This is a genomic window from Nocardioides humilatus, from assembly GCF_008373755.1.
Classification (GTDB): Bacteria; Actinomycetota; Actinomycetes; order Propionibacteriales; family Nocardioidaceae; genus Nocardioides; species Nocardioides humilatus.
Genome location: NZ_VUJV01000001.1, coordinates 572,042 through 597,136, shown reverse-complemented (window position 1 = coordinate 597,136; position 25,095 = coordinate 572,042). Strand labels below are relative to the sequence as shown.

Here is a 25,095-nt window from a genome sequence, read left to right as displayed (position 1 = left end):
CAGCGGGAGGTGTGGCGAGACCCCATCGCCGTGCCCTGCGTAGACCTGAACCGCATGTTCACCCAGTACTTTGCTTGTTCGCCTGTGACCAGGACTGCCAACTGCTCTACTGAGCGAACAGGCATCGAAGAGCGGGTGCTCCGCCCGCTCACAGCGGGAGCAACAATGAAGTTGATTCAGAAGTGTCTTGGTGTTGGGACAGTCTGCGTTGCCGCAGCAGCGGCTGCCTTCGTTGGCCCGATCTTCAGCCATCCCGCACAGGCTGTCGGTCTCCCGAGCACTAACGGCGTTGTCGGCCACTGGGTCGACGGCGACACGTTGGAGTTACGGTCCGGTGTCCGCGTCCGGCTGATCGGAGTCGACACCCCAGAACGCGGTGACTGCGGCTACGACGCTGCAACAAGGGTGGCTAAACGACTCGCCCCAGCGGGCACGCGAGTCACCGTGGTGAACCCGCCGTCGGTTGACGACCGCGACCGCTACGACCGGCTTCTTCGTTACGTCATGCGTAGCGGGAACGACGTAGGCCTTCGACAGATCAAGCGCGGCGCCAAGGCGCGGTACGACGGGCGCGACGGGTACGACAGGCACCCCCGTCAGGACCTCTACCGAAGGACGGACAGGGAGCACCGTGACTACCCGCGCTCGTGCGGTGGCGGCGGTGGTGGTGGCGGCGGTGGCGGTCACTGCGCACCCGGCTACTCGCGCTGCGTGCCCCCGCCGCCCCCTGACCTGGACTGCGTGGACCTGCGGGCTCCGATCGGTGTCTTCGGGTCCGACCCCCACAACTTCGATGCCGACGGCGATGGCGTTGGCTGCGAGACTGCCAGCGGGGGCGGGTACTGACGACTGGTCGGTTCAAGGACCCGCCATGACGTTGTCGGCGTTTGCTCGGGGAAGCGTCTCGGCCCGGGGAACTGGACGCACCGAACGGTCTGGTTCGCACGGCCTGTGCGTTGTCGGGGTCTAGTTCGGACCTCGGGCAGCGAAGCGAGGGGTTCGACACCGGGGCGGGAGCATCAACTGCTCTGGATTGCGACGCCTTCGATTCTTAGGCAAGCGGAGCCTGGCTGTCCGTGGCCGGTGAGATGATCGGTGCGTGAAGGCCGAACCGCCTATCTACGAGTTCACCACCGTCGACATCCCGCCGAAGGTGAAGGCGCCACGGAAGCCACAGAAGCGCCCGCCCTACGTGCCCAGGCCGAAGGTGTTCAGGGAGTACGAGTGCGCCGACTGCGGGCAGTTCTTCACGAGGGACCGTGCCACGGCGTACTGCTCCTTGGTGTGCGAGTACGTCGCGAGCACCGTCAGATACATGCGAAGTGTCGACCGGCGATACCCCGACGGCCCGCCCGAGGACGTAGCCGAAGCGGTGCGAACGATGAAGGCTCACGCCCTCGCTGGTGGATACGACAAGAAGGCCCGTCGGCTGAAGCCCGAGCGGCGTGAGGAGGTGTGGGCCCGCGATGGTGGAAAGTGCGTGCAGTGCGGCGCTGACGGAGAGGAGATCGACCACATCAACGGATCAAGTTCTGACCTGGCGAACCTGCGGTTGCTCTGTCGGCCCTGCCACGGTGTGATCACCCGCTCGCGCTTCGAGAAGGTTGGCGAGGACGACCACGAGACAAAGGCGCTGGCCGAGGAAATCTTCATGCGGGTGAAGAGCCCCGAGCCGATGCATGAGTGCGATGCGCCGGAGTGGTCAGAACGGGGCGCCTGGCAACGCTGGGCGACGACCCACAGCCGACCGACCACCTAGCCGCCATGCTGGCGACGGAATGTCGCCTCCTGCTGGATTTCGTGGCGGGCAACCTCAGCGGCCATCGTGCGCACGGCCTTCTCTAGTTCGTTGCCGGTGGCTACTCGTATCGGCGGACTCTCGGGCCGTGACGGCACCGGCAACACCTTGGTTTGCTGGCCTCGGCGCTCGTCCTTCCAAGTGACGGTCAGCGGACCGGGCGGCCGACCGAACGCCGATCCGACGTAGATACGCATCGACTGGAAGGCGCCCATGTAGTCGGCGCTAACGGATTCAAGACCGCCGTTCGCCAGATCAGCCATGACGTTCTCGGCGGCTCCCGGCCCTTGGTTGGTGAACACAACCGACCGGCCGTCCCACTCCACCGTGAAGTGAGCCTGTCCCTGTTTGCGGTTCTGCTCCAGCCATGTCCCGAGCGACACGAGTAAGGCAGCCACGGCCACGATCAGAGTCAGCACTTCCGAGAGGTCCATGTGAAGAGTCTGCCTCTTGGCTTCTACGCAACTCGGGTGGCGCGGACCGGCTCATGGACGCCTCGTTGACCCCTAGCAGATCAGTTGGGTGTGGTGCGGCGAATCGTGGTCACCGAAGCCGGTGCCGTCCGAGGGCCGAGGAGAGACTTTCCACGCAGTGACTCGTCACGAGCGCGGCGGTCCTTGTCGAGGCCGAGGTAGCGCTCAGTGGTGGACGTGTTGGAGTGGTGGAGCAGCGCCGAGGTCATGCGAAGCGCTGAGTCCCACTCGCCGCTCGCGTTGAGGTCGTCGAAGTAGATGCGTGCGACCGCTCGGCGGAGTGTGTGTCCGCCCTCGTGGGAAGTGGGCAGCCCTACCGAGCGCAAGGCCGCCTGGACGATGCGCTCAACCTTCTGAAGCCGGGTTTCCGGCCGCCACGTGGAAGGCGCTTGGTACTGCACTCGCCCGCCGTCCTCGGTAGTGCGCCATCGATAGCGCACTCCGGTTCGGGCCGGGAACAGGAAGTGGTTGTCAGCGACCTCGATGGGCCTGTCGAAGTCGATGCAGTCGGTTCGGTAGATCGCGAGCCATCGTCGCAACTCCTCGGCCAGGTCAGAGGTCAGCGGAAGGTCATCCTCAGTTCTGCTCTTCGTGATCCGAACGTGCAGAGACATGCTGTCGAAATCAACGTCGCCGACGCGCAGATCGCACACCTCCGATGCACGAAGACCCGTGTTCATGAAGGTGGCGAGAATGGCGCGATCGCGAGGCGAAGACGTGTTGTCGAGCATTGCCCACAGCATCTCGCGGCCTGGCTGCAATCGCTGCTTCACGTCTAGTCGCTGCGGTCGAACCTCCTGCAGAAGGTCGGCCCTCGTGAGCCCCCGCTTTGCGAGGTACTTGAAGAACTCCGAGAGCCGGGTCCGATAGAAGTTGTGGGTCGCAGGACCGACGGGGGTGCGAGTCTGGCCGTCTCGCGTTTTGTGAGTGGCCATGACTCCGTTCGTGCCGTAGAACCAGCGCTCCACGTGCTGCGGTGTCAGGTGCCGAACCTGGATGTCGCCGATATTCGCCACGAACCTGCGAAGGACGAATGCTTCGTTCCTGGCCGTCGTTGGCGAGACGCGGTTGCCGCGCATGGCGAGGTACTCGTCGAGGACCGGGGAGAGCCTGGGGTACTGCATGAGAGGACCACTTTCAACGGTGGCCGCCGCTCTCCCAAGGCTGCCCGGGTTGCTATCAAGTTGGTCTCTCTGGCAGCACCCAGCGTAGCGCTCGGAAGGGAATCAGGCTGCGCTCCAACAATTGTTGAAGCCCGGAAATGAGTGGGAGTAGGCGCCTAAGCGAGGTCGACGGGCTTGACGCCCGTCCGGTGCCGCTCGGCGAGCTCGAGGTAGTAGAGCGCGTTGGTCTCCACCCAGAGCTCGGCGGTGGTGCCCGCGATCGCCTTCTTCGGGGCAGCGGGCGCGCCGGCCGCGAGCACCCCGGGGTCGATCTGGGTGCCGGGCGTGAGGACGGAGCCGGCGGCGACGAGGGAGCCTGCGCCGATGGAGGCGTGGTCGAGGACGATGCTGCCGTTGCCGAGCAGCGCCTTCTCGCCCATCGTGTCGCCGTGGAAGACGCACGAGTGCGCGATCGTCGCGTTCGGGCCGATCTCGATGGTCACGTCGGGGGCGGCATGCACGACCGAGTTGTCCTGGATGTTGGAGCCCTCGCGCACGATGATCGTGCAGATGTCCGCGCGGAGGACCGCGCCGTACCAGATGCTCGCGCCCTTCTCGACGCGTACGTCGCCGATCAACGTGGCGGTCGGGGCGACGAACGCCTCGGGGTGGACCTGGGGCCGGCGGCCTTCGAACTCGTAGAGGAACACGGCGCCACCGTAGGGCACCGCCCCCTTCGGTCTCGGCTCAGGCCGGGGCGCTGGCGTCGAGTCCGTGGAGCAGCTGATCCAGGAGCCGGCGGAGCTCCTTGGCGTCCTCGAGCTCCAGTCCGGTGCCGCGCCAGGCCCGCTCCGGTACGTCGGCAATGCTCTTGCGGAGGCGCTCGCCTTCGGGGGTGGGCTCGACGAGCACGCGGCGCTCGTCGGCGGTGTCGCGGCGCCGGGCCACGTAGCCGGCGCTCTCGAGGCGCTTGAGGACCGGGGTCAAGGTGCCCGAGTCGAGATGGAGGCGCTCGCCGATCTCGCCGACGGTCAGGGGTACGTCGGCATCCCACAGCGCCAGCATCGTGACGTACTGCGGATAGGTCAGGCCGACCTCGGAGAGCAGCTCCGTGTAGCGCCGGGTGACTCCACGCGCGGCGGCGTACAGCGGGAGGCAGAGCTGTGCGCTGAGGGCGAGCTGCGGCTGTGCGGTCATGGAGCCATCGTAACTTGCGCAAATAGATTGTGCACAATAGAGTTGTGCACATGAACATTCTCTATACGGCCACCGCCGTCGCCACCGGCGGCGGACGCAACGGGCACGTCCAGTCCACCGACGGCTTCATCGACACCGACGTCCGCGTCCCGAAGGAGCTCGGCGGCGCGGGTGGCGCGACCAACCCGGAGCAGCTGTTCGCTGCCGGCTACGCCGCGTGCTTCCACTCGGCGCTCCAGTTGGTGGCGGCCCAGGCGAAGCTTGACGTGACCGGCTCCGAGGTCGTCGCGGACGTCTCTCTCGGCGCCAACGGCGTCGGCGGGTTCGGCCTCGCGGTCCAGCTCGAGGTGGCGCTTCCGGCGCTCGACCGCGTCGAGGCGGAGAAGCTCGTCGAGCAGGCCCACCAGGTCTGCCCCTACTCCAACGCCACCCGCGGCAACGTCGAGGTCACGCTGTCCGTCGCCTGAGCAACGCTTAGGAAGACAAGCGCTCGGGAGCGTCCATCGGCGGATGCTGGGCTCGTCCCGCACCTAGGCTCGACCGAGGTCGAGCGGCTCGGGCGGTTCTGTCCATGCTGCTGCACCGTCGCTCGGAGCCGGTGGGCGCTCCCTCCTCTCCCGAGCCGTAGGTGAATCCGATGCATCTTGCTGTCCCCTCCTGGCTGCGCCGAGCCCTCGCGCTGACGGTCGCCACCGCGATCTGGCTGGTTCCGGCGGCACTGACCGCCAGCCCGGCCGTCCACGCCAACCCCTCCCACACCGGCCTGGTCGTCAACGAGGTCTACGGCGGCAGCGACGGTCGGGGGCCCTACGTCGAGCTGTTCAACCCGACCGACGCCCCCATCACCCTGACCGACAGCATCCACCTGGTCGTGGTCATCAAGGGCCCGGGTTCCATCTCCGGGGCGGAGCTCTTCCTCAACGGCAGCGTGCCGGCGCACGGCTACTTCCTCGTCGACGGCGCGAAGCTGCCCGACTGGGACTTCCGGCCCGCGCCGTCGCACCTGAACTCGGTCCCGGTGTCGGACTACTCGACGATGTTCTTCCTGTCGGCCGACCTGCCCACCACCGTGGCGCTCACCGCTCCCGGGTTCGACCTCAACGAGGCTGACGGCGACCTCGCCGGCGCTCCGAGCGTGATCGACGCGGTCGGCTGGGGCGGCGCCCTCGGTTACGAGACGACGCCGCTGGCGGTCACGCCGCCGTTCCTCGACATCTCCCGGTCGCTGTGTGGTCGGGACACCGACGACAACAGCGCCGACTTCGTGGCGGGGTCGAGCCAGACGCTCCAGAACTCGACGTCGACCTGCACGACCCCCAAGTGCAACGGCGTGGAGGCCACGGTCTCCGGCTCCGGCACCATCAACGGCACCGAGGGTGACGATGTGATCGTCGGCAGCGACGGCGACGACACGATCGACGGCCTCGGTGGCAACGACACCATCTGCGCGCTCGGCGGTGACGACACGGCCCACGGCGGCGCAGGTGACGACACTGTCCTCGGTGCGGGTGGCGGCGACGACTTGTGGGGTGGCGCCGGCAAGGACCTCCTGCGAGGCGGGGTGGGTGACGACGTCCTGCACGCCGAGCAGGGTGACGGCGAGACGGTCGGCGACGCGCTCCAAGGCGAGGCGGGCGACGACACCTTGATCGGCGACAACGGGACAGACTCGCTCTACGGCGGTCCCGGAGCCGACGACCTCGATGGCGGCGACGGTGCTGATGCGCTCGACGGTGGAACGGGCGACGACACCAGCCTCGAGGGGGGTGCCGGAAATGACACGATCTCCGGCTTGGCTGGCGTCGACACGGTCTACGGCGGTGACGGCAACGACAACATCACCGGTGGTCCGGGCGCCGACATCCTCAACGGCGATGCCGGCAACGACACCATCAACGGTGGCGAGGACGACGACACCGTCAACGGTGGAGCCGATGACGACAAGCTTCTGGGCGTCAACGGCGACGACCACCTCGACGGCGGTCTCGGCATCGACACCCTGCGTGGTGGGCCGGGTGGCGACACGTTGCTCGGCGGTGACGGCAACGACCAGCTCAGTGGCGAGGCCGGCGACGACGACCTCGACGGCGGGCTCGGGATCGACAAGGTCTTCGGCGACGCGGGCGATGACATCGTCAAGGGAGGCGACGGCGCCGACATCCTGCGCGGTGCGGCCGGCATCGACGAGCTCACCGGCGGCGAGGGTGACGACCGGATCTTTGGCGATGCCGACGCCGACACGCTGGTCGGCGAGGCGGGCAACGACACGCTCCGCGGCGGCGACGACGACGACGACCTCAAGGGAGGGGACGGCGACGACCGGCTCTTCGGCGAAGGCGGCACCGACACCCTCGACGGCGGGGCCGGGACCAACCTCCTGAAGCAGTAGCGACCGGGCGCTAGGCAGGCTTCGGGAAGCAACGCTCGAAGGGCACGCAAAAGCACGGAGATTCGGTTGGGTGGACACTGATCGGGTCTAGCGTGACGAACTGTGAGAGGTGTCTTACCCGGTGTGCGGGACCTAGGTCGGGTCGGTCGTGGACGGATGTGCCGCGCTGTCGTCCCCGTTGTTGCACTCGCATGTTTTGGGCTCGGGAGTGGTTGCGACGACTACGGGGGCGACGCGTCCTCCGCGCCCGGGACGTCGTCTGATCATCGGTCACCCGGATCGAGCCGATCGCTCCGAACTTCCCGGCCACACCCGAAGCCGCGACCCAAGCCGTATCGTCCGGCGCCACCGCCCAAGAAGACATGGTCGTGCTGGTGGGCGCCCACGATGAACGAGGACTGGCACGACGACATGCTGTGCGGCAATGGCGTGAGCCAGGAGCGCCCGTACCTGCTTGCGACTGACTCCTTCGTCGAGCGGTACGAGATCGAGCGGGCTGCAGACGCGTGGGCCTCCGCAATGAACCATTGAGCCCGCAGATCAGCCGTCGTAGGTCATCTCGACGGCGGTCCATCCCTCTTTGAAGTTGTCGGTGGTGGTGCATTCGAACGTGACGACCCGCCCTGGATCGACCCTGTTGTAGTTCCCGCAGTCCAGGATGGCCAGGATCTCTTCCTTCTTCAGGACCGTCATGCTGAAGGCGTCGTAGATGCGCCGGTCGCTCACGTTGGTTGCGCGGAAGCGCACCTCGAAGTCGCGCAACGAGTCGTGGTGGATGTCGAGTTCGCCCACGAGTTCCCAACCGTCGATCACGTCACCGTCTCCCGGGATCGCTGCGATTGAGTCCGGTTCTGGCTCTGGCTCTGGCGTTGGCTCGGGTGAAGGTGCAAACGTCTCCGTCTCCGTCACGTAGACGGTCGGCTGGGAACCGATGGATTCGCTGATAGACGGGGAACTGTCCGACGCTTTGGCGTCGGCCGGGTCGTCGTCGCTGCCGAGGGTCAGCCCCAGTGCTGCCCCAGCGCCGAGGCCGATCGCCAGTGCGGCGACGCCCACGAGAGCGACGACAATCGGGCTGATGCCCGCCGGCTTGGGCTCCTTCGGGGACTCCCACTGCGAGTGCGGTTGATAGGGCGGTGGTGGGGGAGGCGGCGCGGCGGTCATGGCGCCGACCGTAGGCGGTTCGCGTTGTTGATGTACCCGAATCATCGAAGTGCGCGGTGGCCTCGAGGGCTTGAGGTCGAGAGCGAGCGCCTCAGCTGGCGACTCCGGCAGTCTCGGTCCGTCTGAACCATGCATTGGACTGGTTCTGGAATAAAAGCACGATCACCGCGATGCCGAGAGCAAGCGCTAGGACGTTCGAACACAGCGTCAGGCCGAGTGCAACCGTGCTCGCGATCCGTGCCCAGTTGGCCCCGTCGAGTAGGAACTTGGCGAAGACGCCGAGCGCTACTGCTTGGGCGAGGCCGAATGCACTCGCCAAGAAGATGACGAATGCCGTCGCGTAGTCGTCGTCGCTCAGAAAGGGATTGTTGAGGTCGTCGAGGGCGAGGATCACGAAGAGGAACCCGAGGATCCCGAGGGTCGCGACCGCTCCGAGTTGGAGCCAGAACGCGACCTGCACCGTCTTCGGCGCAGCCGCGAGCCCTTTTGGCATCTCTGGACCGCCAGCCGCCGTCGGCGGAGGCGGCATTGACGACCAGTCGCTTCCAGTCCAGTACCTGTTGAGTGAGGGGTTTGCAGGATCTGGGTACCAGCCGGCAGGCATGGGAGGCGGAGGAGCCTGAGTCATGCCCTGAGACTAAGGGGATCTGGCATCGCCATGGGGCCAAGCGAGATCAGCAGGCCTCGGGAAGCAACGCTCGAAGGCCTGCCTAGCCTCCTGGCTGCCCTCGATCGCGAGCTCGTCGCTGAGCGCGTCGAGGCTGGCCCCCCGGGCGCGCTCGAGGAGAGCGGCCGCGGGCCCGGTGATGGTCAGGTCGGGAGGGAGCGACGTGTCAGCCCGGCGCAGCTTGCCGTCGCGCACCTCGACCCAGTGCTCCTCGCCGTCGAGGTCGAACTTGACCCGCAGATCCACTCCGAGAGCGCTGACCGGATCGAAGAGGGCGCCGACGCCGCCGTACACGACCATCCGAGGACGTACGTCGGCCGCGGCCGGCGGGTCGAGGTAGGGCAGGCCGAACTGGGCGACCGCGCGGAGCACCGGGCGGATGCGGGTGCCGGCCTTCGTGAGCCGGTAGACCGTGCGGGCGGCTGGGGGAGGGAGCTCGTGCTGCTCCACCAGGCCGTCCTCCTCGAGGCTGCGCAGGCGCATCGTGAGGAGGTTGGTCGCGACTCCCGGCAGGCCGGCCTTCAGGTCGGTGAACCGCTGCTCGCCGAAGGACAGCTCGCGCAGGATCAGCAAGGACCACCGATCGCCGACCAGGTCGAGGGCGGTCGCGATGGTGCAGTACTGCTCGTAGCTCTTGGTGCCCACGGGATCATCTTACGCAAGTGATTGTGATTTGAAACTAGTTGGTTGTTTTTTTAAACCGATTGGGTCTACCGTCCTTGCATGACAACCGAACCAGCCACGGTGAAGCCGTATGCCGTCCTCGGCATCGCCTCGATGGCGGCCTTCATGGTCTTCCTGGACACCCAGGTCCTCTTCGTCGCCTTCGAGGACATCCGCGGCGACTTCCCCGGGGTCTCGTTCGCGACGATGTCGTGGGCGCTGTCGGCGTACACGATCGTGCTCGCGGCGGCCCTCGTGCCGGCCGGTCGAATGGCCGACCGCTTCGGGCGGCTTCGGGTCTTCTCCATCGGGCTCATCGCCTTCACGCTGGCCTCGGCGTTGTGCGCCGTCGCTGACTCGCCGTCGCTGCTGATCGCTTTCCGCGCTCTTCAGGCGCTGGGTGCCGCGGCCCTGGTGCCGGCGTCGCTCGCCTTGGTCCTCTCCGTCTTTCCGGCGCCCAAGATCCCGGCGGCGGTCGCCATCTGGGGCGCCATTGCCGCGCTCGCTGCCGCGGTTGGCCCGACCATCGGTGGGCTGCTGGTCGACAGCTGGGGCTGGCGCTCGGTCTTCCTGATCAACCTGCCCATCGGGCTGGTCGCTGTTGTGCTGGCATTGCGGCACATCCCCGAGTCCAAGGAGAGCGTGCCCGCGCGTTTCCCCGACCCGCTCGGGATCCTGCTGCTCGCCGGTGCGCTCAGCCTGCTCGCCCTCGGGATCGTGCAGAGCGACCAGTGGCACTGGGGCTCGGTGCGCACGATCGGCGCGCTCGCTCTCGGGCTGGTCGTGCTGGCGCTCTTCGTCCTGCGCTCGTTGCGCCACCCGCACCCGGCGCTCGACCTCTCGCTCTTCGGTGCCCGGTCCTTCCGGTGGGCCAACATCGCGACTGCCGCGTTCACGATCGGCTTCACCGCGATGTTCTTCGCCCAGGTGCTGTTCCTGACCCAGGTCTGGGGCTACGACATCGTCACCACGGGCCTGGCGATGATGCCGGGTCCGGTCGTGGTGATGGTGCTGGCGCCGTACTTCGGCCGGCTCGCCGGTCGCGTCGGCCAGCGCACCCTGCTGGTCCCCGGTGGACTCATCTACGCCGCGTCCGGCGTCTCGTTCATCGCCACCGTCGGCACCACCCCGCACTGGGCCAGCGAGATGCTGCCCGGCGCACTTCTTGCCGGTCTGGGCGTCTCCCTGGTGATCCCGCACCTCACGAGCGCGGCGGTCCAGGGCCTGCCGGCTGACCAGTACGGCGCCGGGTCGGCCGTCAACCAGGCGATCCGTCAGCTCGGGGCGACCTTCGGGGTCGCGCTCACCGTCGCCCTGCTGGGCACCGTCACGCCGGACAACGTGCTCGAGTCGTTCCACGAGGTGTGGTGGATGCTGGTGATCTGTGGCGTGCTGACCTCGGCGGCCGCGCAGGCGCTGCCCAAGGTGGAGCGGGTCGTCGTCGAACTGCCCGATCCGATCGTGGTGGGGGAGGCGGCATGAGCATCGACATCGACCTCGCCGAGCTCGCCACGATGACCGGGCTCGAGACGATGGAGGCGATCGCCGCCGGCGCCCTGCCTCCGCCGACGATCGCCGTACTCCTCGGGATGTCGGTCGTCGACATCGCCGAGGGCCGCGCGACCTTCGAGCTCTCCCCGGACGAGCGGATGCTCAACCCGTTGGGCACCGTCCACGGCGGTATCGCCGCGACGATCCTCGACTCCTGCCTGGGGTGCGCCGTGCACACCACCCTTGCTCCGGGCGAGGGCTACACGACGGCGCAGCTCAACCTGCACTACCTGCGCCCGATGTTCCCCGGCATGGGTCCGGTCCGGGCGACCGGGACTGTGATCCACCGCGGTCGCAAGCAGGCCACGGCCGAGGGCAAGCTCGTCGGGCCGGACGGGAAGGTCATCGCGCACGGCACCACGACCTGCCTGATCCTCGAGGCCTGATCTTGGGTGCCCGATCGCTGCGCCACTGGACACCTGTCTGATTTCCCGCCTATCCTCCTCGTGAACTAGAACGTGTTCTAACTGGAGGCTGGCTGATGGCGATTCGCGTGGTGCACGTCGCGACGGGCAACGCGGGGCGGATCGCGCTCCGACAGGTGATCGAGGACCCCCGCTTCGAGCTGGTCGGCCTGGTCGTGTCCAACGACGAGAAGGTCGGCAAGGACGCCGGTGAGCTCGCCGGCAGCGACGTCGTCACGGGGATCATCGCGGGCAACGACCTCGCGGCCGCCCTCGAGGCGAAGCCGGAGTGCGTCGTCTACTGCGCGCTCGCCGAGACCCGGTTCTTCGAGTCGCTCGAGGACCTCAAGACCTGCCTCGCCTCCGGCGCCAACGTGGTCGCGACCTCGCCGGTCACGATGATGTATCCGTGGGGCCTGCTGCCCGACTCGATGATCGACCCCTACGAGGAGCTGTGCCGCGAGCACGGCGTCAGCCTCTTCGTCAGTGGCGTCGACCCGGGCTGGGCCAACGACCTGCTGCCCTTCGCGATCGCGAGCACGTGCCAGAGCGTCGAGAAGATCACCTGCTACGAGCTCGCCGACTATGCGACGTACGACGGCGCACCCGTCATGTTCGACGTCATGGGCTTCGGTCGTGAGGTCGGCGACCTGCCGATGCTGTTCAAGCCCGGCGTGCTGTCCTCCGCGTGGGGCGTGACGCTCCGCCAGCTCGCGAAGGGGTTCGGGCTCGAGCTCGACGAGATCACCGAGTGGTTTGAGCAGGAGCCGGCGCCCGAGGAGTTCGACGTCGCCGTCGGGACGATCCCCAAGGGTGGCGTCGCTGCGGTCCGCTTCAAGATCGCGGGCATCGTGAACGGCAAGGAGGTCCTCTTGGTCGATCACACCACCCGCCTCCGGCCCGACCTGCGACCCGACTGGCCGCAGTCCGCCCAGGAGGGCGGTTCCTACCGCGTCGAGATCGTGGGCGAGCCGTCGTACGTCGTCGACGTCTGCCCCACCAGCAAGATCGGCGACCACAACTACGCGGCCATCGCGTCCGGTGCCGGTCGCGTCGTCAACGCGATCCCCGACGTCGTCGCCGCGGCGCCGGGCATCCGTACGGTGCTCGACCTCCCGCTCAACACCGCGAAGGGCATCTTCGCGACCACCCTGGGCTGACGCCCCACCCGGCTCGATCAGAAGAGGACAGATCATGGGACGCGTAGAAGGCAAGGTCGTGCTCATCGCCGGCGGCGCGCGCAACATCGGCGAGGCCAGCGCGCGGATGCTGGTCGCCGAAGGCGCCAAGGTCGTCATCGGCGACCTCCTCGACGACGAGGGCAAGGCACTGGCCGCCGACCTCGGGGAGGACGTCGCGCGCTACGTGCACCTCGACGTCACCAGCGAGGAGGACTGGGCGGCCGCGGTCGACGTGGCCGTCACGGAGTTCGGCAAGCTCGACGTGCTCTTCAACAACGCCGGCATCTTCAACGGCGCACCCGTGCAGCACTTCAAGCGCGAGCAGTGGCAGAACATGATCGACATCTGCCTGACCGGCCCGTTCCTCGGCATCAAGGCCGCCACCAACGCGCTGATCGCGGCCGGTGGCGGCTCGATCATCAACACCTCGAGCATCGAGGGCCTGCGCGGCACCCCATGGGCCCACGGCTACATCGCCGCGAAATGGGGCCTGCGCGGACTCAGCAAGTCCGTTGCCCTCGAACTCGCGCCGCACGGCATCCGGGTCAACTCGCTCCACCCCGGTCGCATCAGTACGCCGGCCACCGACGCCATGCCCGAGGGCATGATCCAGATCCCCCTGGGCCGTCCCGGCCGCCCCGAGGAGGTCGCGACTTTCGTGGTGTTCCTCGCGAGCGACGAGTCGTCCTTCGCGACGGGTGCGGAGTTCGTCGTCGACGGCGGGACCGTGCAGCAGGTCCCTATGAACCTCTGACCGCCGACCGGCGCTGATTCCTGGGTATGCTTTCCTCATACCGAGGAGGTGGCATGGCTGTACGGAAGGTCGCGATCACTCTGCCCGAGGAGCTCTACGACCTTGTCGAACGCGCTCGCGCGGTCGAGCACCGCACGCGGTCGGAGATGATCCAGGAAGCGATCCGGACGCACTTCGGCGAAGCCGTCTACGTGCCGACCGACGACGAGCGTCGACTGTTGCTCGAGGCTCTCGACGAGGCGCAACGCGCCCCTCAAGACCTGCGTGACTGGGACGCCGTACGCAAGGACCTGTGGTCGGATCGATGAGGGTTCGGTTCACCGATCGGGCGGTGGCCGACATCGTGGAGGCGCGGGACCACTACGACGTCATTGATCCGATCCTCGGTGCCGGCTTCCTCCGCGAGCTGGACGTCTACATCGAGAGGCTGACGCTGTTCCCGAACGCATCGGCGCCCGTCCAAGACCTGCCGGGTGTGCGTCGGGGGCGCTTGCGCCGGTTCCCCTACGGCATCTTCCACCGAGTCGTGGAGAGCGACGGTGAGGTCGTGGTGCTCCGCGTCCTTCACGCCAGTCGCCACACTGATCTCGCGGATGACGTCTGAGTCTCGCTAGCTCCAGGCCCAGCCGACGCCGTACGTCGGCCCGAGGGCCAGGTCGCGGAACCTCGCGGAGAAGCCACCGTTGTGGCGCAACGCAACCTAGGTGACGGTCAGTCGGCGAGCGGGGTCCCGTCGAAGCGTTCGAGCGTCGTGAACTCCGAGACCGGGCGACGCCGCAGCTTCTTCACCTCGGCGACGGGGCGCCCGAGCGGGATCACGCACGCGACGGCGAACGGGTCGGGGATGCCGAGCAGCTCCTTGAGCGCCGGCTCCTCGGCGACGGCCATGGTGGTGAAGGTGCCGCCGTAGCCGCGCTCGCGGGCCGCGATCAGGATGTTCCAGGCGAGCGGGTAGATCGAGGCACCCGCGATGAGGCCGACTCGGTCGAGCAGCTGGTCGGTGGCGGCGACCGCTGAGAGGTCGACGCAGACGACCAGCAGCGCCGCCGCCGTACGGATCGGCTCGACGAGGTGCGCGGGCACCGGCGTCGCCGCGATCTGCTCCGCGGTCAGTGCGGTCGGCGTGACCGGGTTCCACGGCCCTTCGCGCACGGCGCCCTGGGCGGCGTAACGGCGGGCGCCGGGGGCGGTGATCTCGACCAGGCGCTCGCGCGTGTCGCGATCACGGACGACGATGATCCGCGCGCCCTGCCGGTTGCCACCGCTTGGTGCGAAGCGGGCGACCTCGAGGATCTCGGCCAGCACCTCGTCGGGCAGCGGTTCGTCGGTGAACTTCCGCACGGCCGCGGTCGTCCGTAGTACGTCCTGGAGCTCCATCTGTCCTCCTTGCCGCGACCTACCAGGGCGCGGGCTTGTAGTCCTTCACGAAGCAGCCGTAGAGATCCTCGCCGGCCTCGCCGAGCACGATCGGGTCGTAGACGCGGGCAGCCCCGTCGACCAGGTCGAGCGGCGCGTGCCAGCCCTCGGCGGCGATCCGCAGCTTCTCCTGGTGGGGACGCTCGTCGGTGATCCAGCCGGTGTCGACCGCGGTCATCAAGATCTGGTCGGTCTCGAACATCTCGTTGGCCGACGTGCGCGTCAGCATGTTGAGCGCGGCCTTGGCCATGTTGGTGTGCGGGTGGCCAGCGCCCTTGTAACGGCGGCCGCCGAACTGGCCCTCCATCGCGCTCACGTTGACGACGTAGGCACGCCGCGCCCCGCCCTTGATCGCCGCCCGCATCGCCGGGCGGAGCCGGGAGATGAGCAGGAACGGCGCGATCGAGTTGCAGAACTGCACCTCGAGCAGCTCCAGCGGATCGACCTCGTCGACGACCTGGGTCCACGAGTTGTTGGTCTGCAGGTCGGGCAGCAGGCCGCCCGCGTCGACGGCAGTGCCGTCGAGGTGCGCCTCGAGCGAGGCGTTGCCGGCCTTCAGGGCGAGCGCGGTGAGCGACGCGGCGTTGTGGGCCGCGACCGCGTGCTCGGCCGACTCGCCCTCGTGGTGGGCCACGGCGTGATCCTGCAGCGCGCCCGTGATCGCGGCCGGGTGGGCCTCGGAGATGCGGTCGAAGGTGACCATCTCCGGCAGCACCGGTACGTCGGGGAGCGGCGCCGCCTCCATCTCCACCAGCTGGGAGTAGGCCCCGGGGGAGCGGCGCACGGTCTGGCAGGCGTTGTTGATGAGGATGTCGAGCGGCCCGTCTGCGGTCACGTCGTCGGTCAGCGCCACCACCTGGGTGGGGTCACGCAGGTCGATCCCGACGATCTTGAGGCGGTGCAGCCAGTCGGCTGAGTCCTCCATCGCCGCGAAGCGCCGTACGGCGTCCTTCGGGAAGCGCGTCGTGATCGTGGTGTGCGCGCCGTCGCGGAGGAGGCGGAGCGCGATGTACATGCCGATCTTCGCCCGGCCGCCGGTGAGCAGCGCGCGCTTGCCGGTGAGGTCGGTGCGCTGGTCGCGCTTGGCGTGGGAGAAGGCCGCGCAGTCGGGGCAGAGCCCGTGATAGAACGCGTCGACCAGCGTGAAGTCCTGCTTGCAGATGTAGCAGCCACGGGCCGTGATGAGCTCGCCCGCGGTCGCGCCCGTCGCCGTCGAGACCAGCGGGATGCCAGCGGTCTCATCATCGATCCGCATCGCCGAGCCGGTCGCCGTGCTCTCGATGATCGCCTGGTCGTGAGCGGCCCGCTCGGCCCGGATCGCTGCCCGCCGCGTCTTCTTGATCAGCTTCCACATGTGGCCGGTCGCGTGCTTGACCGTGCGCACGTCGGGGTGCGTCGGGTCGAGGTGGTGGAGCTGCCCCAGCACCTTCAAGGTGGTGGCGAGCTCGTCCGGGTCGATCCGGTCCAGCGGGTACTGCGGGTCAGGCACCGGACGAATCTAGTCGCTTCCCTGTGGACAAGCCTGATCGCCGATGGTCGATGTCCTCGACCGCCGATAGCGTGGCCCGTGAATGTTTCATCCGGAACCACAACACTCGGGGGGTTGAAGTGGACAAGAAGGAGCTCATCAAGGAGATCATCGGAGGGCCGCGGTGGTGGCTGGTCTGCGTGCCGCTGATGATCGTATGGACGCTGGTGGTCGCCTGGATCTGGCCGGAGGACGCCCACGGTGCGGTGCCGCCACCGTCATCGCGGATCTGCCCGTCAGGTGACTGGTCCTGCTACACGGCCGACCACTACGCGAAGGACTTCCGGGCCGGCAGGCTTCGCAACTCGCGCGGGGTCGACCTGCCGCCACGGGTCGAGCGGATGATCGATGCCGCGATGGAGGCGCGAGGCCGAGCTGCCGCTCGGGGCAACGATTCCTGGTGGCGTCGGGCACTGAGCGCGACTACGTGCATTGCGGGTCCTCGATGGCAAGGCGCGTGCCGGCGTGGGCAGGAGCCCGTCAACGAACTACTCGCAGGGACCTCGCGGGTCGCTTTGGTGTGCGGGGGCTACGCCGTGATCGGGTTCTTGAGGTTCGGCCAGGGCTGGGGCGTCGGCAAAGCGATCGGGACCTGTCTCTGGAACCGTGTCATGCGCTGGCTCACCTGAGCGCGCTCAGCCCCGCCCGGCCCGCAGCATCTCCTCGCGCACGCCCACCTTGATCCGGGTCCGCCCGGCGGCCTCGCCCAGCGCGACCTCGTGCTGGTCGAGCCGCTCCCAGTGGTCGAACGTCGCGACGTCGACCCGGCGCTCGGCCAGGTAGGCGTCGATGTCGCCCGGTTCGCGGAGCACCGCGGTCGGGACGGTCTCGGTCAGCAGGTGGCCGACGGTCTCGGCCGCGTCGCTCTTGGTATGGCCGATGAGGCCGATCGGGCCGCGCTTGATCCAACCGGTGACGTAGGTGCCGGGGATCGGGTTGCCGTCGAGGTCGAGCACGCGTCCGCCGTCGTTGGGGATCACGGCGGCGCGGTCGTCGAAGGGCAGGCCGGGCAGCGCGGTGCTGCGGTAGCCGACGGCACGGTAGACCGCCTGGATGTCCCAGTTGGTCTGCTGGCCGGTGCCCTCGACGTTGCCATCCCCGAGCGGGCGGGTCCGCTCGGTGCGCAGGGTCGCGGCACCGTGCTCGTCGCCGAGGATCTCGACGGGCGCCTCGGCGAAGTGCAGGTGGATCCGGTGCGGCTTGCCGACGGGCTCGCGGCCCACCCAGTTGGCGAGGGTGTCGAGCACCATCTTCTGCGACTTGTGCTGAGCGATGTGCTCCATGCCGTGCTCGTCGACGTCGAAGCCCTCGGGGTGCACGATCACCTCGACGTTGGGGGAGTGATTGAGCTCGCGCAGCTCCATCGGCGAGAACTTCGCGTAGGCCGGACCGCGCCGGGCGAAGACGTGCACGTCGGTCGTGGTCTTCGCCTTCAGCCCCTCGTAGACGTGCGCGGGGATGTCGGTCGTCAGCATCTCGTCCCCGGTCTTGGCGAGCACCCGCGCGACGTCGAGGGCCACGTTGCCGACGCCGACCACGGCGACGCTCTTCGCGTCGAGGGGCCAGGTCTGCGGCACGTCGGGGTGGGCGTCGTACCAGGAGACGAAGTCGGCGGCGCCGTGCGAGAGGTCCTCGCCGGGGATGCCGAGGTCGCGGTCGGCCATCGCGCCGGTCGAGACGATCACCGCGTCGTAGAAGTCGCGGAGGTCCTCGAGCTTGATGTCGACGCCGTACTCCACGTTGGCCAGGAGGCGCACCTCCGGCTTGGCGATCACCCGGTGGAGCGCCTTGACGATCTCCTTGATGCGCGGGTGGTCCGGCGCGACGCCGTAACGCACCAGGCCGAACGGCGCGGGGAGCCGCTCGAGGATGTCGACGGAGACGTCGATGTCCGACTTGGTCAGGATGTCGGCGGCGAAGATGCCAGCCGGGCCGCCGCCGATGATCGCAACACGAAGCTTGGTCGAGGAGCTCTGGGTCATGTTCTTCAGTCTGGACACGGATCGCAGGCCACAGAACGAGGTTGTGGTTGTGGGGTCACAAGTCAACCTTGGGTAGCCTTGTGTCCCATGTTGGGATCCCGCGTGCCGGAGCTGCGCGCTCTCGAGCTGCTCGCGGTCGTGTCGCGCACCGGCAGCCTGAGTGCTGCCGCCGCTGAGCTGGGGATCACTCAGCAGGCTGCGTCGTCGCGCGTGCGCACCATGGAGTCGCTGGTCGGGGCGCCGCTGCTGGACCGGACGCGCCGCGGATCGGCGCTGACCCCGACCGGCGAGCTCGTCGTGCAGTGGTCGGCCGGAGTCCTCGAGGCCGCCGAACAGCTCGACGCGGGGATCGCCGCACTGAGCGCCGACCGGCGCGGCCACCTGACGATCGCTGCGAGCCTGACCATCGCCGAGCACTTGCTTCCCGCCTGGTTGGTGGCGCTGCGCTCCCGGCAACAGCAGCTGGGGCAGTCGCCCACCGAGGTCACGATGACGGCGACCAACAGCGAGCGGGTGGCCGAGCTCGTGACAGCGGGCGAGGTCGACCTCGGCTTCGTCGAGGGCCCCGATGCCCCCGAGGGCCTGCGGCACCGCCTCGTCGGCACCGACACCCTCGTCGTCGTGGTCGGGCCGGGGCATCCGTGGACCCAGCGCGCCCGCCGCCGGGTGACGGCGGCGACCTTGGCGGCGACTCCGCTCGTCGTACGCGAACCGGGGTCCGGCACCCGCACGGTCCTCGACCGAGCGCTCCAGGACCTGCCGACCGCGCCGCCCGCCCTCGAGCTCTCGAGCACGGCGGCGGTCCGATCCGCCGTCACTGCGGGCGCCGGACCCGCGGCCGTCGGTGCCCATGCGATCCGGGACGACCTGGCTACCGGCCGGCTGGTCCGCATCGACGTCGCCGGCCTCGACCTGACCCGACGGCTGCACGCCGTCTGGAGGGGCGGTGCGCACCCGCCCGAGGGCGCGGCCCGCGACCTCGTCGCCTGGGCGGCCGCGGCTGCCGCTAACCGGGAAAACTAGAACACGTTCTTATTTTGCCGATAGGCTGGGGCGATGAGCAAGGCCGAGTCCGTCGCGCGGGTCGCAGCGTCCTACGTCGTCGCGTTCGGCGTCGCCACCGCCTGGCTGGTCTGGGGCCCTGACACCGACCACCTGTGGCTTGATGGCCTGATCGCCGACCTGTGGGCAACGCTCGTGGTCTTCGCGGCGAGCCGGATGCACCACAACTCCAGCTTCTACGACGCGTACTGGAGCGTGCTCCCGCCCTACCTCGCGGCCTACTGGGTGATCGCGAGCGACGGCGCGGGCGACGACCTGCGCACGTGGTTGGTGCTCGCGGTGATCGCAGCCTGGGCGATCCGCCTCACCGGCAACTGGCTCGTCGACTTCCCCGGCCTCCACCACGAGGACTGGCGCTACCCGCTGCTCCGTGAGCGCGCAGGCAAGCTCGAGGCCGTCGTCGACCTGGTCGGGATCCACGTCGTGCCGACGTTCCAGGTGTTCCTCGGCATGGTCCCCGTCTATGTCGCGGTCGCTCTCCCTGGCCGGGACGCCGGCTGGCTCGACGCGGTCGCTCTGGTGATCGGACTCGGCGCTGTGCTCCTGGCCTACGTCGCCGACGGCCAGATGCGGCGCTTCATCGCGCAGCGCCAGGCCGGCCAGGCGATGGATCGCGGGCTGTGGGCCTGGTCGCGCCACCCGAATTACTTCGGCGAGATCAGTTTCTGGTGGTCGCTCGCGTTGTTCGCCATCGCGGCTTCGCCGGGCGACTGGTGGTGGGTGATCGTCGGCGGCCTCGCGATGCTGGCGATGTTCCTCGGGGCCAGCATCCCGATGATGGAGCAGCGCAGCCTCGAACGCCGCCCGTCCTACCAGGACGTCATCGACCGGGTGCCGATGCTGGTCCCGCGGCCGCCGCGACGACGGGCCCAGGCGTGACTCGCCCCCGCGTGGTCGTCGCCGGTCTCGGCGACAGCGGACTCCTGACCGCCATCCACCTCGCTCGGCACGCCGACGTCGTCGGCATCTCCTCCAAGCCGGGCCTCGTGAGCGGCCAGGAGCTCGGGATGCGGCTCGCGCGACCCGACGAGTGGGCCGACCAGTACTGGAACACCTTCGACCGTTACCGCCGGCTCGACAAAGTGCGCACCGTCCACGGCACCCTGACCTCCCTCGACCTCGAGGGACGCGAGGTCGCGGTGACGCTTCCCGACGGCTCCGCCCAGCTCGAGACGTACGACGTCCTGGTGATCGCGACCGGGGCCAGCAACGGCTTCTGGCGTCGTCCGCACGTCCAGAGCGTCGATGAGATCGAGGCGGACCTGCTCGACGCCCACGAGCGGCTTGCCGACGCCGGATCGGTCGTCGTCATCGGTGGCGGTGCCGCTGCAGTGAGCAGCGCGCTCCATCTCAAGACCCGTTGGCCCGCGATGCGCGTCGACCTGCACTTCCCGGGCGATCGCGCCCTGCCGCACCACCACCCGCGGGTGTGGTCCCACGTCCGCGGTCGGCTGACCGACGCCGGCGTCGGCCTGCACCCGGGGCACCGCGCCGTGGTGCCCGACGGATTCGAGCTCGACCGGATCACCGAGGGGCCGGTGGCCTGGAGCACCGGACAGGAGCCGACCAACGCCGACGCGGTCCTGTGGACGATCGGCCGGCTCAAGCCCAACAGCGGCTGGCTCCCCGGCGAGCTCCTCGACGAGGACGGGTTCGTCGCCGTACTCCCGACGCTGCAAGCACCCGGGCGCCCCGAGGTGTTCGCCATCGGCGACATCGCCTCCACCGATCCGCTGCGAGCCTCGGCCCGTAGCCGCGCCGACCACCTCCTCGCCCGCAACATCCGCGCGCACCTCGCCGGCCGCCGACTCGACAGCTTCAAGCCGCCTGGCGCCCGGTGGGGCTCGGTGCTCGGGCCGCACCGCAATCGCCTGGAGGTCTTCGCGCCGTCGGGCCAACGCTTCACGATCCCGGCCTGGCCGACGTTGCAGCCGTGGGTCGTGCGACGCGCGATCTACAAGGGCATCCGCCGCTAAGAACGGGCCGCTCGTCCGCCGACACGACTAGCCTGCGGGCGTGGAGTCCCTCGCGCTCACCTTCGCCAGCGGCTGGGCCAGCGGCGTCAACGCCTACCTGGTCGTGCTGGTGCTCGGCATCGCCGACCGGATCGGTGGGTTCGCGCAGATCCCTGACGAGCTCGGCCGCTGGGAGGTGCTGGCGGTCGCGGTGGTGATGTACGGCTTCGAGTTCTTCGCCGACAAGGTGCCCTACCTCGACTCTGCGTGGGACGTGGTGTCGACGATCATCCGGCCGTTGGTCGGCGGCGTGATCGGCGTGCTCCTGGCCGGCGACTCCGCGTCGATGGACGCCCTCGTCGGTGGTGCGGTCGGCGGCACCACCGCGCTGGGGTCGCACTCGGTCAAGGCGGGCACCCGGTTGGCCATCAACAGCGTGCCGGAGCCGTTCAGCAACATCACGGTGAGCGCGACCGAGGACGTGGTGGTCCTCGTCGTGGCCTCCTTCGCCATCGCGCACCCCTACATCGCGGCCTCGATCGCCGCGTTCTTCCTCGTGACCGGGCTGGTGGTGCTCTGGTTCGCGATCCGCGCGGTGCGCCGTGGGTGGCGGCGGTTCCGGGCGTGGCGGGCCCGCCGGAAGGGGATTGATAGCGTCTCGACCTGATGACCACCACATCAGGCGCACCGGCCACCCCAGGCGCCAACTCCCGGGCTGTCCTCGTGGCGTGCATGCCGAAGAGCGGGTCGACCTTCCTGTCCGCCGCGCTCTCCAACCTCCCCGGCTATCGCCGCGAGCACGTCGTGCCGTCCTACGCCCGGCGCGAGCAGGAGCTGAGCGAGGCGGAGATCCAGCGGGCCTTCGGGGCGACCCAGACGCTGCGGCGCGCCTTCGACCAGGGTCTGCTGGTCAGCCCGGACCGACCGCGGGCCTGGGTGGCGCAGAACCACGTCAAGCACACCCACGAGACCCAGACGCTCATCGATCGCTACGGCATCGTGCCGGTCTGCCTGGTGCGCAACATCTACGACATCCTGGTCAGCCTCCGCGACCATTTCGTCAACGACTCGCCCCACACCGCGGCCGCCTACGTCGACGAGTCGATGATCGGCTGGGAGCCCGAGCGGATGTATGCGTTCCTCGTCGACATGGCCGTGCCGTGGTACCTCCACTTCTACGTCAGCTGGGCCAAGGCCGAGCAGAAGGTGCTCGTCACCTACGAGGACCTCATCGCCGACCCGCACAGCGAGCTGCGCCGGATCCTCAAGGCCGGGCAGCTGCCCTGGAACAACGACGGCATCGCCGACGCGCTCGAGAAGGCATCGGGCGGAAACGTGCGCAAGAACGTCGGTACGACGGGCCGCGGCGAGGTCATCGGCCCCGACCTGCGGGCCCGGGTGGAGTCCTACTGCAACTACTATCCCGACGTGGACTTCGGCCCGATCGGCATCGCATGAAGATCGTCATCCCGACCGCCAACCGGCCGGCATCGCTACGGGCCGTGCTCGACTACTACGGGCGCTTCTACCCGCGCGCCGAGCTCGTCGTCGCTGACGGGAGCACGGCCGAGGCCAAGGAGCTCAACCAGCAGGCGGTGGGCGAGGCGCAGGTCGCGGTCGACTACCAGCCCTACGACGAGGACCTGCCCGTCTTCGAGCGGCTGCTGCGCGCGTTGAGCTCGATCGACCGGCAGTTCGTCATCATGGGCGCCGACGACAACTACCCGGTGCTCGAGACCCTCGAGAAGGCGCGCAAGCGACTCATCGAGAAGCCCGAGGCGATGTGCGCCGGCGGCCACCTCGTGCACCTCGACGTCACCGGTCCCGGCCGAGCGAGCGCGCGGCTCGACGTCGTACGCCACATCAACGCCGACAACCCGGCCCAGCGGATGCGGGTCTTCGGCTCGCTGCCCTTCCCGACCAGCTACGGCGTCGCCCGCCGGGAGCACGTCATCGCGCGTCTGGAGTTCCTCAAGAGCTGGTACTTCCGCAGCTTCTACGAGCTCGGCGTCGGCCTGATCGACGTCGCCGCCGGGCAGTACTTCGCGATTCCCGAGGTCGGTTTCGTCTGCACGAGCAACTACGTCGACGACCGACCCTCCGTCGATGAGCCGCTGGCCTACCTCCGCGGTGCCGACCAGGTGCTGGCGATGCACGACGCCGCCCTCGAGCACGCTTCGCGCGCGCCGGGCTTCGACGAGGCCCAGGTGCGCGACGTGCTGAGCTCGGTGATCGGACGCCGTACGGCGGCCCTGGCCGGTGCGCCGACCCACCAGGTCGTCGGCTTCGTCGACAAGGCGCCCTACAAGACGCCGATGGTCGACAACGCGCGCCAGTTGTTCGCCGACCTGTTCACCGAGGGCACCGCGGCGCGAGCCCAGCACGCTGACCGGTTCGCCTTCATCGCCGAGCGGATCCAGCAGATCACCACGTCCTCGGCCAACCTCGCACAGGCAGGACTGCGATGACCCAGTCGCCCGACACCCCGGCAGCACCGGCCGCCCCGGCGCCTCCCGTCGACCTGATGGAGGAGCTCGGGCTGCGGCTCCGGGTGTCCTTCCCCGACTTCCTCGCGCTCGAGGACGGGCCGCAGGCGGCGCGCAAGAAGGCTGCCGACCAGGGCTGACGCCTCGGCTCAGGCGTCGAGCAACAGCTCGGTGCTCTCGGCGGCGAGCAGGACCGCTCCGATGAGGCTGGCTCGTTCGCCGAGCGCGCTCGCCTCGACGGGCGTGAGCGCCACCGGGTCGAGAGCGTGACGCCGCAGGCCGATCCGCACCGACTCCAGCAGGAGGTCTCCGGCTCGGGCCATCTCGCCGCCGACGACGATCACCGACGGGTTGAGGATGTTGACGATGGCGGCCAGCCCCCAACCGAGGTGGAGCCCGGCATCCTCCAGGGCCCGGCGGGCCGAGACGTCGCCCCGGCGCGCTGCGGCGACGATCTCGTCGAGCGTCGCGTCGGGCAGCTGACCGGCGATCATCGACTGCACGGCGCCCACCGACGTGTAGGTCTCCAGGCAGCCGCGGCTGCCGCAGCGGCAGAGCGGACCCTGCTCGTCGAAGGTCAGGTGCCCGAGCTCACCGGCGCTGCCGGCGGTGCCGCGGAAGAGCGCGTTGTTGATGATGATCCCCGCGCCGACGCCTGAGGAGATCTTGACGCAGACCGAGCTGTCGTGGCCGCGGCCGGCGCCGACGCGCTGCTCGGCCAGAGCGGCGAGGTTGGCGTCGTTGTCGACCTTGACCGGTGCGCCGAATGCCTCGACGGCGGTGTCGCGCGCGTCGATGCCGCGCCATCCCGGGAAGATCGACGCGGTCTGGATGACGGCGGCCGTCATCGGGGCCGGGAGGCCCAGCCCGACGTGGCGGAGTGTCGCCCCTTCGGGCAGCAGGCTCTGGGTCATCTCGACGGCCATCTCGAGCGCCTCGCCGTGGCTGATGTCGGGCGCGATCCGGCGGCGCTCCTCGGCCAGGATCCGGCCGGTGAGGTCGCCGATCGCCACGGCGAGGTGGCTGTGCCCGAAGTCGATGCCGGCGACCACGCCGGCACGGGGAGACAGGCGTACGGCGGACCCGCGCCGCCCGCTGCCCGCCTCGGTGTCGATGAGGCCCGCTGCGCCCAGGTCACGCACGATGTTGGACACCGTCGCGGGAGCCAGACCGGTCGTCCGGGCGAGCTCTGCCTGCGTGAAGACGGTGCCGTCAGCGCCGTCGGGCGCAGCGGTGCGCAACGCGTCGAGCACCCGCCGCTGGTTGGCCGCGCGCAGGGACGAGGTCGAGCCGGGGGCGGCGTCGCTGCGGGCGGGGGTCAT

The 25,095-nt window shown here is 69.0% G+C and carries 30 protein-coding genes; 19 read left to right on the top strand and 11 right to left on the bottom strand.

The genetic code is table 11. From position 1 onward, the window contains the following. Positions 1-54: 54 nt before the first annotated feature. Both F0U44_RS02725 and F0U44_RS02720 read left to right on the top strand, forming a co-directional pair. Positions 55-846 (top strand): thermonuclease family protein, encoded by a 792-nt coding sequence (locus F0U44_RS02725; protein WP_149726703.1) that lies wholly within the window; start codon positions 55-57, stop codon positions 844-846. A gap of 253 nt (positions 847-1,099) precedes the next feature. Then, complete coding sequence (locus F0U44_RS02720; protein ID WP_149726702.1) at positions 1,100-1,759, top strand: HNH endonuclease; 660 nt, start codon at positions 1,100-1,102, stop codon at positions 1,757-1,759. On the opposite strand, the gene F0U44_RS02715 is transcribed toward F0U44_RS02720, so the two are convergent. The 4 genes from F0U44_RS02715 to F0U44_RS02700 all read right to left on the bottom strand — a co-directional run bounded on the left by F0U44_RS02715 (position 1,756) and on the right by F0U44_RS02700 (position 4,571). Beyond that, positions 1,756-2,232, bottom strand: coding sequence for a hypothetical protein (locus F0U44_RS02715; protein ID WP_149726701.1), 477 nt, complete (start codon positions 2,230-2,232; stop codon positions 1,756-1,758). The genes F0U44_RS02720 and F0U44_RS02715 overlap by 4 nt on opposite strands. An 80-nt stretch (positions 2,233-2,312) precedes the next feature. Continuing rightward, positions 2,313-3,395, bottom strand: coding sequence for a site-specific integrase (locus tag F0U44_RS02710; RefSeq protein ID WP_149726700.1), 1,083 nt, complete (start codon positions 3,393-3,395; stop codon positions 2,313-2,315). 155 nt (positions 3,396-3,550) lie between these two features. Beyond that, positions 3,551-4,084, bottom strand: a complete 534-nt coding sequence (locus F0U44_RS02705; RefSeq protein ID WP_149726699.1) for a gamma carbonic anhydrase family protein — start codon at positions 4,082-4,084, stop codon at positions 3,551-3,553. Positions 4,085-4,121: 37 nt separating this feature from the next. Further along, positions 4,122-4,571, bottom strand: coding sequence for a MarR family winged helix-turn-helix transcriptional regulator (locus F0U44_RS02700; protein WP_149726698.1), 450 nt, complete (start codon positions 4,569-4,571; stop codon positions 4,122-4,124). Between the two features lie 50 nt (positions 4,572-4,621). Between F0U44_RS02700 and F0U44_RS02695 the strand changes: the two genes are divergently transcribed. The 3 genes from F0U44_RS02695 to F0U44_RS22875 all read left to right on the top strand — a co-directional run bounded on the left by F0U44_RS02695 (position 4,622) and on the right by F0U44_RS22875 (position 7,491). Then, on the top strand, positions 4,622-5,038 hold the full coding sequence (locus tag F0U44_RS02695) for an organic hydroperoxide resistance protein (protein ID WP_149726697.1): 417 nt from the start codon (positions 4,622-4,624) through the stop codon (positions 5,036-5,038). 170 nt (positions 5,039-5,208) lie between these two features. Continuing rightward, positions 5,209-6,960 (top strand): calcium-binding protein, encoded by a 1,752-nt coding sequence (locus F0U44_RS02690; protein ID WP_149726696.1) that lies wholly within the window; start codon positions 5,209-5,211, stop codon positions 6,958-6,960. Positions 6,961-7,347: 387 nt separating this feature from the next. Beyond that, complete coding sequence (locus tag F0U44_RS22875; protein WP_188113289.1) at positions 7,348-7,491, top strand: hypothetical protein; 144 nt, start codon at positions 7,348-7,350, stop codon at positions 7,489-7,491. A gap of 9 nt (positions 7,492-7,500) precedes the next feature. On the opposite strand, the gene F0U44_RS02685 is transcribed toward F0U44_RS22875, so the two are convergent. The 3 genes from F0U44_RS02685 to F0U44_RS02675 all read right to left on the bottom strand — a co-directional run bounded on the left by F0U44_RS02685 (position 7,501) and on the right by F0U44_RS02675 (position 9,436). Beyond that, complete coding sequence (locus tag F0U44_RS02685; RefSeq protein ID WP_149726695.1) at positions 7,501-8,124, bottom strand: hypothetical protein; 624 nt, start codon at positions 8,122-8,124, stop codon at positions 7,501-7,503. Positions 8,125-8,215: 91 nt separating this feature from the next. Next, positions 8,216-8,752 carry a DUF2510 domain-containing protein gene (locus tag F0U44_RS02680; protein ID WP_149726694.1) on the bottom strand — a complete coding sequence of 179 codons (537 nt, stop codon included), beginning with the start codon at positions 8,750-8,752 and terminating at the stop codon, positions 8,216-8,218. A gap of 9 nt (positions 8,753-8,761) precedes the next feature. After that, positions 8,762-9,436, bottom strand: coding sequence for a winged helix-turn-helix transcriptional regulator (locus F0U44_RS02675; RefSeq protein ID WP_149726693.1), 675 nt, complete (start codon positions 9,434-9,436; stop codon positions 8,762-8,764). Between the two features lie 78 nt (positions 9,437-9,514). On the opposite strand from F0U44_RS02675, the gene F0U44_RS02670 reads away from it, so the two are divergent. The 6 genes from F0U44_RS02670 (at position 9,515) to F0U44_RS02645 (ending at position 13,948) form a co-directional block, all read left to right on the top strand. Next, positions 9,515-10,936, top strand: coding sequence for an MFS transporter (locus F0U44_RS02670; protein WP_149726692.1), 1,422 nt, complete (start codon positions 9,515-9,517; stop codon positions 10,934-10,936). Then, positions 10,933-11,391, top strand: a complete 459-nt coding sequence (locus tag F0U44_RS02665) for a PaaI family thioesterase (RefSeq protein WP_149726691.1) — start codon at positions 10,933-10,935, stop codon at positions 11,389-11,391. The genes F0U44_RS02670 and F0U44_RS02665 overlap by 4 nt, the downstream gene beginning before the upstream one ends. Before the next feature lie 95 nt (positions 11,392-11,486). Continuing rightward, on the top strand, positions 11,487-12,569 hold the full coding sequence (locus F0U44_RS02660; RefSeq protein WP_149726690.1) for an NAD(P)H-dependent amine dehydrogenase family protein: 1,083 nt from the start codon (positions 11,487-11,489) through the stop codon (positions 12,567-12,569). A gap of 34 nt (positions 12,570-12,603) precedes the next feature. Further along, entirely contained in the window at positions 12,604-13,344 is a 741-nt protein-coding gene (locus F0U44_RS02655; protein WP_149726689.1) for an SDR family oxidoreductase, read from the top strand. Positions 13,345-13,397: 53 nt separating this feature from the next. Next, positions 13,398-13,652: a ribbon-helix-helix protein, CopG family gene (locus F0U44_RS02650; RefSeq protein WP_188113288.1), complete on the top strand. Its 255-nt coding sequence runs from the start codon at positions 13,398-13,400 to the stop codon at positions 13,650-13,652. Next, positions 13,649-13,948, top strand: a complete 300-nt coding sequence (locus F0U44_RS02645) for a type II toxin-antitoxin system RelE/ParE family toxin (protein ID WP_149726687.1) — start codon at positions 13,649-13,651, stop codon at positions 13,946-13,948. Before F0U44_RS02650 ends, F0U44_RS02645 begins: the two co-directional genes overlap by 4 nt. A 107-nt stretch (positions 13,949-14,055) precedes the next feature. Here F0U44_RS02645 and F0U44_RS02640 read toward each other — a convergent pair whose 3' ends face one another. Together F0U44_RS02640 and F0U44_RS02635 are read right to left on the bottom strand one after the other, a co-directional pair. After that, positions 14,056-14,721, bottom strand: a complete 666-nt coding sequence (locus F0U44_RS02640; protein ID WP_149726686.1) for a nitroreductase family protein — start codon at positions 14,719-14,721, stop codon at positions 14,056-14,058. Between the two features lie 19 nt (positions 14,722-14,740). Then, entirely contained in the window at positions 14,741-16,249 is a 1,509-nt protein-coding gene (locus F0U44_RS02635) for an SDR family NAD(P)-dependent oxidoreductase (RefSeq protein WP_223163550.1), read from the bottom strand. Between the two features lie 119 nt (positions 16,250-16,368). Between F0U44_RS02635 and F0U44_RS02630 the strand changes: the two genes are divergently transcribed. After that, on the top strand, positions 16,369-16,917 hold the full coding sequence (locus F0U44_RS02630) for a hypothetical protein (RefSeq protein WP_149726685.1): 549 nt from the start codon (positions 16,369-16,371) through the stop codon (positions 16,915-16,917). A gap of 6 nt (positions 16,918-16,923) precedes the next feature. On the opposite strand, the gene F0U44_RS02625 is transcribed toward F0U44_RS02630, so the two are convergent. Continuing rightward, positions 16,924-18,270: an FAD-dependent oxidoreductase gene (locus F0U44_RS02625; RefSeq protein WP_188113287.1), complete on the bottom strand. Its 1,347-nt coding sequence runs from the start codon at positions 18,268-18,270 to the stop codon at positions 16,924-16,926. 87 nt (positions 18,271-18,357) lie between these two features. Here F0U44_RS02625 and F0U44_RS02620 point away from each other — a divergent pair, with 87 nt between their 5' ends. From F0U44_RS02620 to F0U44_RS22870, 7 genes are read left to right on the top strand one after another with little or no spacing between them, the layout of a single operon-like run. Continuing rightward, on the top strand, positions 18,358-19,293 hold the full coding sequence (locus tag F0U44_RS02620) for a LysR family transcriptional regulator (RefSeq protein WP_149726684.1): 936 nt from the start codon (positions 18,358-18,360) through the stop codon (positions 19,291-19,293). Between the two features lie 33 nt (positions 19,294-19,326). Next, positions 19,327-20,211, top strand: a complete 885-nt coding sequence (locus F0U44_RS02615; RefSeq protein WP_149726683.1) for a DUF1295 domain-containing protein — start codon at positions 19,327-19,329, stop codon at positions 20,209-20,211. Continuing rightward, entirely contained in the window at positions 20,208-21,308 is a 1,101-nt protein-coding gene (locus F0U44_RS02610) for an FAD-dependent oxidoreductase (RefSeq protein ID WP_149726682.1), read from the top strand. The genes F0U44_RS02615 and F0U44_RS02610 overlap by 4 nt, the downstream gene beginning before the upstream one ends. Before the next feature lie 40 nt (positions 21,309-21,348). Continuing rightward, positions 21,349-21,954: a DUF4126 domain-containing protein gene (locus tag F0U44_RS02605; protein ID WP_149726681.1), complete on the top strand. Its 606-nt coding sequence runs from the start codon at positions 21,349-21,351 to the stop codon at positions 21,952-21,954. Then, a complete protein-coding gene (locus F0U44_RS02600; protein ID WP_149726680.1) occupies positions 21,954-22,745 on the top strand; it encodes a sulfotransferase in 792 nt (263 codons plus the stop codon). The genes F0U44_RS02605 and F0U44_RS02600 overlap by 1 nt, the downstream gene beginning before the upstream one ends. Continuing rightward, a complete protein-coding gene (locus tag F0U44_RS02595) occupies positions 22,742-23,755 on the top strand; it encodes a TIGR00180 family glycosyltransferase (RefSeq protein WP_149726679.1) in 1,014 nt (337 codons plus the stop codon). The genes F0U44_RS02600 and F0U44_RS02595 overlap by 4 nt, the downstream gene beginning before the upstream one ends. Then, positions 23,752-23,913 (top strand): hypothetical protein, encoded by a 162-nt coding sequence (locus F0U44_RS22870; protein WP_188113286.1) that lies wholly within the window; start codon positions 23,752-23,754, stop codon positions 23,911-23,913. Before F0U44_RS02595 ends, F0U44_RS22870 begins: the two co-directional genes overlap by 4 nt. A gap of 9 nt (positions 23,914-23,922) precedes the next feature. Here F0U44_RS22870 and F0U44_RS02590 read toward each other — a convergent pair whose 3' ends face one another. Further along, positions 23,923-25,095 carry an ROK family transcriptional regulator gene (locus F0U44_RS02590; RefSeq protein WP_149726678.1) on the bottom strand — a complete coding sequence of 391 codons (1,173 nt, stop codon included), beginning with the start codon at positions 25,093-25,095 and terminating at the stop codon, positions 23,923-23,925.